The 12,318-nt window shown below is 53.8% G+C and carries 10 protein-coding genes; 2 read left to right on the top strand and 8 right to left on the bottom strand.

The genetic code is table 11. The features are described from left to right. Position 1: 1 nt before the first annotated feature. Complete coding sequence (locus CU041_RS03585; protein ID WP_101245764.1) at positions 2-1,033, bottom strand: NAD-dependent epimerase; 1,032 nt, start codon at positions 1,031-1,033, stop codon at positions 2-4. Between the two features lie 256 nt (positions 1,034-1,289). Between CU041_RS03585 and CU041_RS03580 the strand changes: the two genes are divergently transcribed. Together CU041_RS03580 and CU041_RS03575 are read left to right on the top strand one after the other, a co-directional pair. Next, on the top strand, positions 1,290-1,988 hold the full coding sequence (locus tag CU041_RS03580) for a putative metalloprotease CJM1_0395 family protein (protein ID WP_233432992.1): 699 nt from the start codon (positions 1,290-1,292) through the stop codon (positions 1,986-1,988). Positions 1,989-2,275: 287 nt separating this feature from the next. Beyond that, entirely contained in the window at positions 2,276-2,929 is a 654-nt protein-coding gene (locus CU041_RS03575) for a response regulator (RefSeq protein WP_068519590.1), read from the top strand. Between the two features lie 102 nt (positions 2,930-3,031). Here the strand turns inward: CU041_RS03575 and CU041_RS03570 are convergent, their stop codons facing one another. From CU041_RS03570 to CU041_RS03535, 7 genes are all read right to left on the bottom strand, one after another. Next, on the bottom strand, positions 3,032-4,987 hold the full coding sequence (locus tag CU041_RS03570) for a response regulator (protein WP_101245762.1): 1,956 nt from the start codon (positions 4,985-4,987) through the stop codon (positions 3,032-3,034). A gap of 89 nt (positions 4,988-5,076) precedes the next feature. After that, positions 5,077-6,075, bottom strand: coding sequence for an acrylyl-CoA reductase (NADPH) (gene acuI / locus CU041_RS03565; protein WP_101245761.1), 999 nt, complete (start codon positions 6,073-6,075; stop codon positions 5,077-5,079). A 105-nt stretch (positions 6,076-6,180) separates the two neighbouring features. After that, positions 6,181-6,567: a YkvA family protein gene (locus CU041_RS03560; protein WP_233432991.1), complete on the bottom strand. Its 387-nt coding sequence runs from the start codon at positions 6,565-6,567 to the stop codon at positions 6,181-6,183. A gap of 38 nt (positions 6,568-6,605) precedes the next feature. Next, complete coding sequence (gene asnB, locus CU041_RS03555; protein ID WP_101245759.1) at positions 6,606-8,366, bottom strand: asparagine synthase (glutamine-hydrolyzing); 1,761 nt, start codon at positions 8,364-8,366, stop codon at positions 6,606-6,608. Further along, the gene (locus tag CU041_RS03550) at positions 8,366-9,391 is read right to left on the bottom strand and encodes a glycosyltransferase (RefSeq protein ID WP_101245758.1); all 1,026 of its coding nucleotides are present in this window, start codon (positions 9,389-9,391) and stop codon (positions 8,366-8,368) included. Before CU041_RS03550 ends, asnB begins: the two co-directional genes overlap by 1 nt. A gap of 24 nt (positions 9,392-9,415) precedes the next feature. Further along, positions 9,416-11,143, bottom strand: a complete 1,728-nt coding sequence (locus CU041_RS20895; RefSeq protein WP_233432990.1) for a glycosyltransferase family 9 protein — start codon at positions 11,141-11,143, stop codon at positions 9,416-9,418. A gap of 3 nt (positions 11,144-11,146) precedes the next feature. Then, positions 11,147-12,175 carry a glycosyltransferase gene (locus CU041_RS03535; protein ID WP_233432989.1) on the bottom strand — a complete coding sequence of 343 codons (1,029 nt, stop codon included), beginning with the start codon at positions 12,173-12,175 and terminating at the stop codon, positions 11,147-11,149. Positions 12,176-12,318: the final 143 nt, after the last annotated feature.

The raw sequence follows: 12,318 nt of genomic DNA, 5'->3' as shown, positions 1-12,318 counted from the left end.
CTTACCCGTAAAAAGATCGGTACCATTCAACAAAGTTGCCGATCCCGGTTTCAATCGATGTTGCCGGTTTGAAGCCGACGGCATCGGTCAGTGCTTCGACATCGGCATAAGTCGCCGGCACATCGCCATCCTGCATCGGCAGCATATTCTTTTCGGCCTTAACGCCCAATGCCTTTTCGATGATCTCGATCATATACATCAGTTCGACCGGGCTGTTATTGCCGATATTGAACACGCGATACGGCGCGGAACTGGTCGCCGGATCGGGTTTGGCCGAATTCCAGTTCGGATTTGGTTGGGCAACCGTGGAAATACAACGGTAAACACCTTCGACAATGTCATCGATATAGGTGAAATCACGCCGCATTTTGCCTTCGTTAAAGACGTTGATCGGACGCCCTTCAAGAATAGCCTTGGTAAACAGGAACAGGGCCATGTCCGGGCGTCCCCACGGACCATACACCGTGAAGAAACGAAGACCCGTCGTCGGCAAGCGATAGAGATGGCTATAGGTATGCGCCATCAGCTCGTTTGCCTTTTTGGATGCTGCGTAAAGGCTTATCGGGTGATCGACATTGTGATGCACGGAGAAAGGCATTTCCGTGTTCATGCCATATACCGAGCTGCTTGAAGCATAGACCAGATGCTTCACATTATTGTGGCGACACCCTTCAAGAATATTTGTGAAACCGACAAGGTTCGCATCGATATAGGCATGCGGATTTTCGATTGAATACCGCACCCCGGCCTGCGCAGCCAGGTTCACAACATATGTCGGTTTTTCCGTTGCAAACAAATCCGCGATACCCTCGCGGTTTTCAAGGTCCATGCGCACAAATTTGAAACCGGGCTTGCCTTCCAGACGGGCAAGTCGCGCTTCTTTCAGGTTAACATCATAATAGTCGTTGACGTTATCCAGTCCGACGACGGTTGACCCCTGTTCCAGCAATTTCAGGCAAAGGTGAGAACCAATAAAACCTGCTGCGCCCGTAACGAGTACTTTTTCGTTGGCGGGTATAACAAAGTCGGACATATGCGTATGAATTCCTGATTGAATTGATTGCAGCGACGATTACCGTACCGCCGAAATTTGGCTTTCCTGATATCAGCAAGCCACACGCTGCGCAAGACATGAGCGCCCCCCACACCGGCATTGGAATCCGGTGCAAGACTCCGTGCGCATTTTCTGATAACCTGCGATGTATAGTCTTTTGCGTTAAAACTTGGAAACCACTTCGACATCAATGATTGCAGCGGGCCAAACCATAGCAAATCCGAATAGCGGCGGAATGGGCGTGATCCTGAATGTTCGGGAAATCGCGCAAACGTCTGACGGGCGCGTTCTGGCCGAATATGAAGCAGTCGAAGTCCAGAAAAATTCTAAATCAGGAACTGCTGCCTCCCCCTATTCCATCGGGGGAGAAGATAATAACAGCCTGCGGACGCGCATCGTTGATCCAAGAACATTGACCGAAGCACAGGCCGTCGCCGGTGGCGTAAGCCGGGCCGAGTATCGCGACGCTGTCAAAACCAATGAAGAAAATGGTGACGCTTCTTCTGCGACGTCAAACAGCACAGATCTTGATCCCGCAGAAAAAGCCGTTGTGTCACAATTGCAGGCCCGGGATTCTGCCGTGCGTCAGGAAGAAGAAGCCCATGCGGCCGCAGCAGGCCCATATGGATCGGCCCCGCAATATACCTATCAGATAGGCCCGGATGGCAATGCCTATGCTATCGGGGGGCATGTTGATGTCAGCGTTTCGATGTCGGGCAGCAAGGCCGACCGTGATCGCGCACTGGCGACATTGCAGAACGCCGCCCTTGCGCCGAATGCGCCTTCAGGTGCTGACATGGCGGCCTTCCGACAGGCCAGTCTGCAGCGGGCCACCAGCAACGACGACAGCCCTGTATTCTCAGCGGAAGAATCCGCGACAAAAAATGCACGCGCCGATAGCATCGACCAGCCAAGCCTTTCGATTTCCGTCTGATTTCCAACCTCCGGAAATGGCCTTGCGCCTCCCGCATACTATGCAATATGGGATAAAACATTGACTCCCGCACAAGCTGACCTATCTGATCGAATAGTTGAGGCTTTCAGAAACTATCCTGCCGTTTGACACGACCCCGGTTTTGTTGAATGCTGCGCACGCGTCCGGGGGGGACGCTTGAATTATAATCTAACTATTGCGCGTAACCGTGTCGTCAGTACGGGGAGCGTTTCCGGGGCCAATCATCAGATGTCAGAGCTTCGGACAAGAACGGGTACTGCATAAAAATGAACATCCTGCTAGCAGACGACCACGATCTCGTCAGAGACGGGATTACTTCCTTCCTTAAAATCGCAGCGCCGGAAGTTGAAGTCGCGCAGGCGAAGGATTTCGCAGAAGCACTTGCCGTCGTTGACGGGGAAACAGACGTTGAGCTGACAATCCTTGATCTCAACATGCCGGGCATGAACGGTTTGTCGGGGTTGACGGTCATGCGCCAGAAGCATCCGGAGATTCCTGTCGTGATCTTGTCAGGCTCGGTAAAGCGCAGCGACGTTCTCAATGCTCTTGAGCATGGTGCATCAGGGTATCTCCCCAAAACATTGTCAGGCAAATCGCTGATCAATGCGTTGCGCCTAATCCTGTCAGGGGAGAAATACATTCCTTCTGCATTGCTTGAAGATGACGGCTCGCAAATCCGTCCTGGCGAAATTGATCTTGAAGGCCTTGCACCCGACAACCCCCTGCGTCAGCTAACCAATCGTGAACGTGAAGTTCTTGGCCTGTTGACCAAAGGGCTTTCCAACAAGGAAATCGCCAAGCAGCTTACGGTTCGTGAAATCACGGTCAAAGTCCATCTGACCGGCATTTTCAAGAAACTTGGCGCGGCCAATCGTACACAGGCTGTCAAAATTGCCATGCAGCTTGGTTGGGAAGCCTAAAAGCAACCAGCCTTCTGCCCGACATCAAATACAAAAAAGCCCGGCTACGACCGGGCTTTTTCTTTGACCGGATCCTGTACTGCTCCGGCATCTACTCTGGCATCATTGAATACAGACTTCCGACAATTCATCCAGAATACCCAGAAGCTCCTTGAGGTTGAGTGGCTTGGACATCACCATCACCGGGGCATCGGCACCATCATCGTCTACCGGACGCTCTGCATCGCCGGGATGCCCGGTCATCACGATAACCGGCAATGCCGGGTCGCGGCTGCGCAGTTCCTTGACCAGGGCATTGCCGTCCATTTGTGGCATCCGGATGTCTGTAATCAGAATATTGGGCTGCACCACCGCTGCAAGTGCCAGCGCATCTTCACCGTCACTGGCCGCAGAAACGTTATAGCCCTGTGCTTCGAGATATCCCGATATGATTTCCATGGCGTCAACTTCGTCATCCACCACCAGAATTCTGATGTTCTGACGCGTTTCCGCATTCAATCCCGTGTCCCCGCCCGGGTGCTCTTCCGGCTCATATTCCGTCTGGTCTGCGTCGCTTGCATCAAAGCTGACGATGGGAAGTGTAACTTCAAAACATGCACCATCACCTTCATTCCTGACATCAATCTTGCCGCCCATTGCTTCCACAATGCCAAAACTGACCGACAGTCCAAGGCCCGTGCCCTTTCCAACATCCTTTGTTGTAAAGAACGGATGGAACAACAGATCAATGGCGGCTTCGGGAACACCACCGCCATTGTCATTCACCGCCAGCTTAAGCACCTGATTGGTCTTGTCGACCATGGCGCTGACCCGGATAAGACCGCCGATATTTCCATCATCGCCATTTTCGTTAATCGCGTCGCGGGCATTGGTCAGCATGTTGACAAGAACCTGTTCAAGCTGAACCTGGCGACCATTGACCAGACAGGCCTGGGCAGGTGGCACCACTTCGATTTCAATGCCCGAAAGCCGACAGTCATGTTCAATCATGTCCACCGAACTTGCCACAGCACGCATCGGATCGAACGGCACGAAGTCATCATCATCGGGCCGGCTGTAGATCTGTAGGTGCTTGATGATTTCCGACATGCGTTCGGTCTGGCTGCTGATCAGCGCCAGTCTTTCATGCTGAAAGGCTGGCTTGACCGCATCAAGATCATATTGAAGCGCACAGGTATCGGCCGCCATGCGAATAACATTCAGCGGCTGGTTCATTTCATGGGCAACAGAAGCCGCCATTTCACCAAGGGTCGCAAGCTTGGACGTCTGGACCAGTTGGCGTTCGATTTTGCGCTTCTCGGTAACGTCTTCGGCCAGCATCAGCATCGCCGGCGCCCCTTCATGGGTAAATGCAATGGCGGAAACTTCGAGTTCCACATTGTCCCCAGCCGGGCGCTGACACATGATGGTGAAATCTGCACGCCCGGTGTATCCATCCCTGTAACGGGCAATATATTCGCCCAGCGTTTCCTTGCTTGCCGGATGAACCATTTCCATAAAGGAACGACCGATAAGGGCTGCACTATCGTCTGCGCCGAGGATCGAAAGCCCCTGCTGATTGATATAGGCGATTTCTTCCCCGCTCAGGATGGAAATCAATTCGGGGGCAAGTTCAACCAGTTTGCGATAACGTTCTTCACTTTCCTTAAGAGCACGCTCGGCGCGTGATCGCTCAATCGCATAGCGGATGGACCGGCGAATGGTGCGACCATCCGGGAATTCCTTGGTCAGATAATCTTCTGCTCCATGCTGAAGCGCCTCGAAAGCCAGTTCTTCATCCTTGTGTCCGGTCAACACAACAACCGGTGCTGTGTTGGCACAGTCCCTGATGCGGCTGATGGTCGTCACGCCCGAAGAATCCGGTAATGTCAGATCCAGCAAAACCACATCAAAAACCGCATCAGGACCCTCTCCGTTCAGCACGGCCATGGCGGAAGTCAGATCGCTGCGATGTTCAATATCAAACGGCTCCCCAGTCTCCTCAAGGAGTGTGCGGACAAGAAACGCATCACCGGGGTTATCTTCCACAAGAAGAATGCGAAACCGTTGTTCAAGCATCAGGTTGACTTCCAGCTAACAAATTGACGGGCCCCGTTTACCGAAAGTACCGATCGGGAACCTGCTGATTCTGCATGGTTTTGACCTTACTAGCAATCCTGCACGTCAATCAGAACTCGACCTTTGACCTGACCTTTCAGGATTTTCTCCCCCCAAGGCAGAATTTCGGACAAGGCAACCTTGGTCGTTGCTGCGGACAAATGATCGGTCGGCAATTGTCTAGCAAGGCGTTCCCAAGCCTTCACACGATAGGCATAGGGACACATCACCGAATCAATTCCGATCAGCCGAGCCCCGCGCAGCAGGAACGGTATGACCGTAGCCGGAAGATCCGGACCACCGGCAAGACCGCATGCCGCCACCACACCGTGATACTTCATTTCTGACAATACATGTGCAAGTGTGCTGCTGCCGACACTGTCAATCGCACCAACCCATTTCTCGCTTAGAAGCGGCTTGCTGGTATCGGTCAATTCGTTGCGATCAACGATTGTCGTTGCGCCCAGGTCTCGAAGATACTGATGTGTTTCGGCACGCCCGGTCGATGCGGCAACCCGGTATCCCAGCGCCGCCAATATCGAAACCGCAACTGACCCGACACCCCCGGCAGCACCGGTTACAAGAACCTCACCATCCTGATCAGGTGAAACACCCTGCTCCTCAAGGGCCATAACCGCCAGCATGGAAGTGAAGCCCGCCGTGCCGATGGCCATGGCCTGATCCGCCCCCAGCCCGTTTGGCAGCGGAACCAGCCAATCCGCCTTGACACGGGCATATTGAGCATAGCCACCCCAGTGGGCCTCACCCACGCGCCAGCCGGTCAGGATGACCTCATCGCCCGGTTTATATCGCCGGTCTGTTGATGAAACGACCTCACCGGAAAAATCGACGCCAGGCACATGCGGATAGGATCGAACGAGGCGCCCCAATCCGTTCAAAATCATGCCATCCTTGTAATTAAGGGTCGACCATTTCACCCGAACCAGAACATCACCTTCTGGCAAATCTTCTGTCGTCAGATTTTTGAAACTGGCCGAAACGGACTTGTCCTGCTGATCAAGAACCAATGCACGGAATGTATCACTCATGACTTTCTTCCCTGTCTGACGGTTTTTATGACCAAAGGTTAGTCTTCGATCCCTACCCCGTCAAACCTGCTGTCCGGATCATGACAATTGTGTCAGTCGACAGTGTCACTCGGCCAACCCTGGCTGGGTTGGCGAGACCGGGTATTGGGCATCCCCCCAAATGGCAATGACAACTATCGCGACGACAAGAAGCAAAAGGTAAAGCCAGACCCGGCGCGTCGATTTCGCAGCACGCTGATCAAAAGAACCAACATCGTCCTGGATCGCTGGTGGCAAACTTCGATAGGACAACCACCCCAGCAACGGCACAATGACAAGATCATCAAGCCAGCCAATCCCGACAAGAATATCAGGCAAAAGATCGACCGGACTGATCAAATAGACCAGTCCGCCAAGCAGCAAAGCTTTCGACTTCCAGCTGACATCCCCCCGAAAAAGGGTCCGCAAAAGATTTGGGACAATCATCCAGACTGAAGATCTGATCTTGGGCATAGCCGCCTCCTGTCCTAAATCAGGGTTGGGTGCAGTCTTTAGGGTGCCAGTGTTTCAAACACATCTTTTTCCGGAGCATGGCCCAAAACATTGGCCTGATGCCACAGCGCATAGAAAAGAAGATGCCAGCAAGCCGCACCTTCGCGCTTTCCCGGTGTATTGAACAGTTTTTCGACCTTTGACGGGTCGGCGATTTCAAGTATGCCCGCCTGATTGGCAACCAAAGGTCCCAGTCGCTTACCCTGTCCTGAAATCCATTCTGCAACCGGCACAGTAAAGCCACGTTTTTTCGCAAAGGGATGGGCCATCGGCAAGCAGCGTTCCAGCCAGCTGCGCAGCAGGAACTTGCCAACTCCCTTGCGAACTTTAAGACGATCCGGCAACTGATAGGCAAATTCGGCAACCATCGGATCAAGGAACGGTGTTCGCCCTTCAAGCCCGTTCGCCATCAGCATACGATCAAGCTTGATCAGCAAGTCATTTGGCAACCAGTCGGAACAATCCACCGCCTGCGCCACCGCGAGTCTCGAACGCTTTCCGCGGTTTTCGCGACTTTCCGATGCAGCAATCCCGTCGCGCCATCCTTCAAGCACATCGGGACGCAATACATCAATCTTGTCGAACGCACCCTTGGACCGCATTACGCGCCCGCCCAGAAGAAGCGGTCGCATCACGGAACGATACCGCCCATACCCTCCAAACAGCTCATCCCCGCCTTCGCCGCACAGCACGACCTTGAAATCGCGTGCGGCTTCGCTGGCCAGTTTGTAGGTTGGAAGAATTGCGTAATCTGCAACGGGATCATCCATCCGCGCAGCGACTTCCGGCAGAAGCGTCCAGAAATCACGTTCCGAGAACATGACCTCGATATGATTGGCGTTACAGGCCTTGGCAACATCGCGCGCAATTTCTCGTTCATCATGCACGCTTGATGCTTCAAACGCTGCTGTATAGGCCGTTACCGGACGCTCATTCAGCCGGTGCATCATGCCAAGCAACGATGCACTATCAACCCCGCCTGAAAGGAACATGGCGTAATCAACGTCTGATCGTTGATGCACCCTGACGGATTCTTCGAACACACGGTCCCAGTCGGTCAACGCTGCTTCAAGATGTGTGCCGACCGAAGCACTGTCCCCAAGAACCTGACGACGGCGACGATCAATGATCCGACCATTGCTCAGCACAATGGTCTCGCCCGGCAGAAGCCGCTTGATCCCGTCAAAAATCATATCGCTGCCGGTTGTGAATTGAACCTGCAATAATTCGGAACGGGCATCTGCACGCACATCCCGACCAACCAGACCAGCCGCGATCAATGCCTGTGCTTCGGATGCGAAGGCGAAATATTCCGGCGTTTCGACATAGTAAAGCTGTTTGATACCAAACGGATCCCGGCACAGAACAACCTGGTTCTCTACAGCATCATGAATGGCAAAGGCATACATACCGCGCAGGGCATCAAAGCCGTCAATATTGTCACGGGCATAGACCCGAAGTGCTGTTTCACTGTCTGAACGCGTTTTGAAACTGGCTTCACACAGGCTTTTGCGCAGCTCGACATAGTTATAGATCTCGCCATTGGCGACCAAGGCACTGCCATTTTCATGATAAATCGGCTGATCACCCGTATCGAGATCAATAATCGCGAGACGTGTTTGAATAAACCCGACGGGCCCCTTTACATATCGCCCTTCGCCATCAGGCCCGCGATGCCCCAACGCCGTGCATAGGCGATCAAGAATTTCGGGATCAAGGGTTTGCTTATCCTTGGCGATATAACCGGCAATTCCGCACATTAACGCGCAACCTCGTCAAAGAAAGCCTTGTATCTGGCAACCACTACGTCTTCGGTGAATTCGGCTTCAAATGCCGCACGACCGTTTGCTGACAATGTCTCGGACAAGCTCTTGTCGTCAAGGACCGTGCGAAGATCATTTGCCAATGCGGTTGCATCTTCGAGCGGGGACAGCAATCCGCTTTCACCTTGGGTGATCAACTGGACCGGTCCCTGACTCGCCTGGGCAACAACCGGCTTGCCATGCGCCCATGCCTCGATCACCATATTGCCAAGCGGCTCATGACGCGACGACGCGCAAAAGACATCACAGGTCGCAAACAGGTTGGCAACGTCACGCCGCCAACCCAGCAAACGTACGCGATCAGCAACACCGCATTCCCCGGATAGTTTCAGCAAGTCGTCTTTCAAATCACCAGCGCCCGCGATCCACAAATAGGCCCCCGGCACATCCACCAAGGCACGGATCAGGGTATCGAACCCCTTGTTTTCATGCAGTCGTCCCAGCCCTAGAATAAGCGGCGCATCGGACGGCGTGTTGAATTCGGCTCGATCAATCGCTATGCCCGGGACCGCATCCACAAAGTTTGGCAGGTAATGGGTGCGTTCAACCGGCCACCCTTCGCGCACAAGATAGTCGCAAATGTCCTTGGTATTTGCGATCAGATGATCGCAATCACGAAAATTCTTGAGCTTGTAATAGCCACCAAGCCGGGCGACCTTGGTGAACTCACCCGATGGTGTCATCCGGCTGGCCCGGTTCATCCAAGTAAGGACAATACGGGGTTTGTGCTTTTTGATTTGCTTGCGCAATCCCCAAGGGGTTCTCAAATCAAGACGCCCGCCAAACGGCAATTCATCAAAGGATACACCATTGGCCGCGAGAACCGGATTACGTCCCTCGTTCGGGCGGACAACGCAATGCTGATCAATACCGGCACGCTGAAAACCGCAGGCAAGGCGCACAAAAAACTCCTCGGCCCCGCCAAACGGACTTCCAGCCATGGTTTGCAGCAGCATTGTCATGCACCAATTCCCATCTGAGTTCGGTTATTCATCGTCATAGCGGGCTTTGAGATAGGAAATCATCGGGAACAGGGCCGCCAGAAGCGCGATCAAAAAGCCCATCCCGCCTTCCTTGTATCCCTTACGCGATACGAAACAGCGCCAGAAGCGCGAAAAAATCCGCCGGAAATTATGACGGAATGTTCCGATATTCCCGCTTGCCCGCAAATCTGCGGCACGCGCATTGGTGTAGCTATCAAGCCGACGGATCATGTCCGAGATATTGCGATCCACAAAATGCACCAAGGCACCATTCAGTTTCGGCCCCTGCCGCCCGGTCATTTTGATTGCCGGGTGAACCCGTTGGTCACCCCATACCTTGTGCCCCTTGCGGAAAAGGCGCCAAACGGCAGACGTCCCAAATGACGCCCCCCAGCCATATCGCACCAACCGTTTGCCAACATAGTTGTCGACCGGGATCAGATAACGGTCATAGGTGCCGCTATTGACCGCCTTGCGGATTGCGATGGCCAGCTCCTCGTTGACATGTTCGTCCGCATCCAGCTCGAAAATCCAGTCGCTGCTTGCTTCTTCGATTGCCCTGTTACGACGATGCCCTTCGATATCCCAACTGCCAACAACAGTTTTGGCACCAAACTCCTTGGCAATTTCCTCGGTTCGGTCAGTACATTTGTCGCAGACCACAACAATTTCGTCGGCAAAGCTGACCTTTTCCAGACAGGCGGCAAGACGCTTTTCCTCGTTATGGGCGCACAGAACAACTGAAATACGCGGTGCTGCATCAGTCATTGTTTTTCCTGCAAGACGATGTTCGGCAACCAGTTGGGTTGCGGCTTTGACAACCTTTTCGACCGGCAATGTTTCCATCAGGTTTTCCTGTGAGAAACGGCTGGTCCGGTTTGCAATGATCTTGTCGTACGACCAATCAGTCCTGATCGCACGACCCCATTTGGCAAAAGGCCGATAATGTTCATCACGCGACGGACCAAACAATCCCAGTGTCGGACATCCGGACGCCGCAGCCATATGCATAAGGCCCGAATCATTCCCGAGATAAAGATCGGCACGCTCCAGACAGGCCATGACGGTCAACAGGCTTTCCGTTCCAAAGATTTCCGAACACCGCCCATCTGGAATGGAACTGATCACTTCCTCTGCCATTTCGCGTTCATTGGGTGCACCAACCACCATAACATGGGCGTCTTCAAGTACAGCCCCCTTCCCGGTCAGGGTCGCAACCGTTTCGATGAAACGTTCCTTGTGCCAGGTCTTGCCAACCCAGTTCGAGGTCGGCCCGACAATCAAAAGCGAACCTTTGACATTGCCAAGCAACGCGTCGGCACGGTCCCGGCTTTCCTGATCGATCCAGATTTTTGGCAAAGGCGGCGGAGTGACATCAATCAGCGCGCCAAGCTGCTCAAGCCGATGCAAATTGTCATCATTGCCTTTTTGCACCACCCGCTTCCACCCCGGCAATACATAGGCAGTGGCACTGCCGCGTAAGTCGACAATCACATCCCACCAGTTCAGAACAACCGATTTCCAGAGCTTCCACCAGTGCCCGCCGCGTTTTTGCTTGGGCATTTCGATGATGCGTTCAAGGTTCGGAACGGCCTTGAAGATGGGTGCTGGGACCGGGCCACAGGCGACCGTCACGCGAATACCGGGAAAGGTTTCAACATAATGGCGCAGGACAGAAGTCGACAGCACCGCGTCACCAAGACGGTTGGACGTGATAAACAGAAGACGCACGGCTTAAAGTTTCTCCAGCTCGCCTGCAACATGGATCCATTCGCGGCGATCATTGCGCGCAGCTTCGGACTGGTTGGCAAAGAATGCGCGGTCGGTCAGAAGCTGGGCTGTGATATTTCCGTATGCGGCTTCGTCCGGAACGATATAGCCGGTCTTGCCGTCCTCGATCCGGTTTCGGGCAATCCCGCCATAGGAAACAACCGGCGTTGCCGCACCAAGCGCGTCAACGATCCATTGTCCGACATTGTCGCTGCCGTATTTGCCGTGATGGAGGAACGCACGCGCATTCGCAACCGTTTCGGCCATGTCGGCTTCGGGCTTGGGATGATAGACCCGCACACCCTTGTCAATGGCACCGCGGACCAGATCAAGGATGTCATCGGAAACATCATCATTCTCGCCTGCCATCGCCGTAAACAGGTCATAGGCATACACTTCAAGGATCGCATTCGGTGCCTTGGGCGCGACATAGGCATCCCAGATACGAATGATCTGGGCAATGCCGGTTTTGGTATTGGCAACCGTCACCGCCAGTTCATCGCGCGATTCAAATGCCCAATGCATGTTCGACGCCATGGTGAAGGCAGCTGTTGCGCCCGGTTTCACCACGATCGGCTTTTTGGCAAGGTCCGCATCAAATGATTTGGCCTGGGCATCATCGGTAAAGATGACCTGTACTTTCTTTTCCTGAAGCACCAATCGCACTTCATCCGCATTCAGTCGCGCCGGATCACCGTCAAACCACAGAACAACCGTGGCATTTGCCGGTACCGAAGGATGGCTGAACAAAGCAGGATCGCGCCAGACAATAACAGTATTGGCCGCATCGCCACCAAAGGGCGGCAATTCGGCATCAAGTTGTCGCCATGCTACACCGCTTGCATCCTTGTCGATGCCGCCATTGCGGCGCGCTTCGACCTTGTGACCACGGGCAACAAGGGCCTCGGCCAGCGCAATGAAAGCACGTTGGCAGGTTCCCAGCGGGCGGGCTTCGCGATCCTTGGGATCAAAGCCGATTGAATGATCAAGCATCAAGATTTTCATAAGTTTGGTTCTATCTGCTCACAGGCGTTTTATGAAGGGTTTTCTTGCAGATCGTGCGGGCTTTATCCCCGCAGTCTACCCTTGCGAAATTTAGCTGATTGCCCCACATTTCGCCCAAACAAATCCGACAG

The organism is Thalassospira povalilytica (assembly GCF_002844235.1).
Taxonomy (GTDB): domain Bacteria; phylum Pseudomonadota; class Alphaproteobacteria; order Rhodospirillales; family Thalassospiraceae; genus Thalassospira; species Thalassospira povalilytica.
This window is presented reverse-complemented; position numbering and strand designations above follow the sequence as displayed.

Bases quoted from the DNA above. Each gene is read 5' to 3' on its own strand.
- acuI (WP_101245761.1), bottom strand. From the start codon at position 6,075: ATGAGTGATACATTCCGTGCATTGGTTCTTGATCAGCAGGACAAGTCC.
- CU041_RS03575 (WP_068519590.1), top strand. From the start codon at position 2,276: ATGAACATCCTGCTAGCAGACGACCACGATCTCGTCAGAGACGGGATT.
- CU041_RS03550 (WP_101245758.1), bottom strand. From the start codon at position 9,391: ATGACAATGCTGCTGCAAACCATGGCTGGAAGTCCGTTTGGCGGGGCC.
- CU041_RS03570 (WP_101245762.1), bottom strand. From the start codon at position 4,987: ATGCTTGAACAACGGTTTCGCATTCTTCTTGTGGAAGATAACCCCGGT.
- CU041_RS03560 (WP_233432991.1), bottom strand. From the start codon at position 6,567: ATGCCCAAGATCAGATCTTCAGTCTGGATGATTGTCCCAAATCTTTTG.
- CU041_RS03535 (WP_233432989.1), bottom strand. From the start codon at position 12,175: ATGCTTGATCATTCAATCGGCTTTGATCCCAAGGATCGCGAAGCCCGC.
- CU041_RS03580 (WP_233432992.1), top strand. From the start codon at position 1,290: ATGGGCGTGATCCTGAATGTTCGGGAAATCGCGCAAACGTCTGACGGG.
- asnB (WP_101245759.1), bottom strand. From the start codon at position 8,366: ATGTGCGGAATTGCCGGTTATATCGCCAAGGATAAGCAAACCCTTGAT.
- CU041_RS03585 (WP_101245764.1), bottom strand. From the start codon at position 1,033: ATGTCCGACTTTGTTATACCCGCCAACGAAAAAGTACTCGTTACGGGC.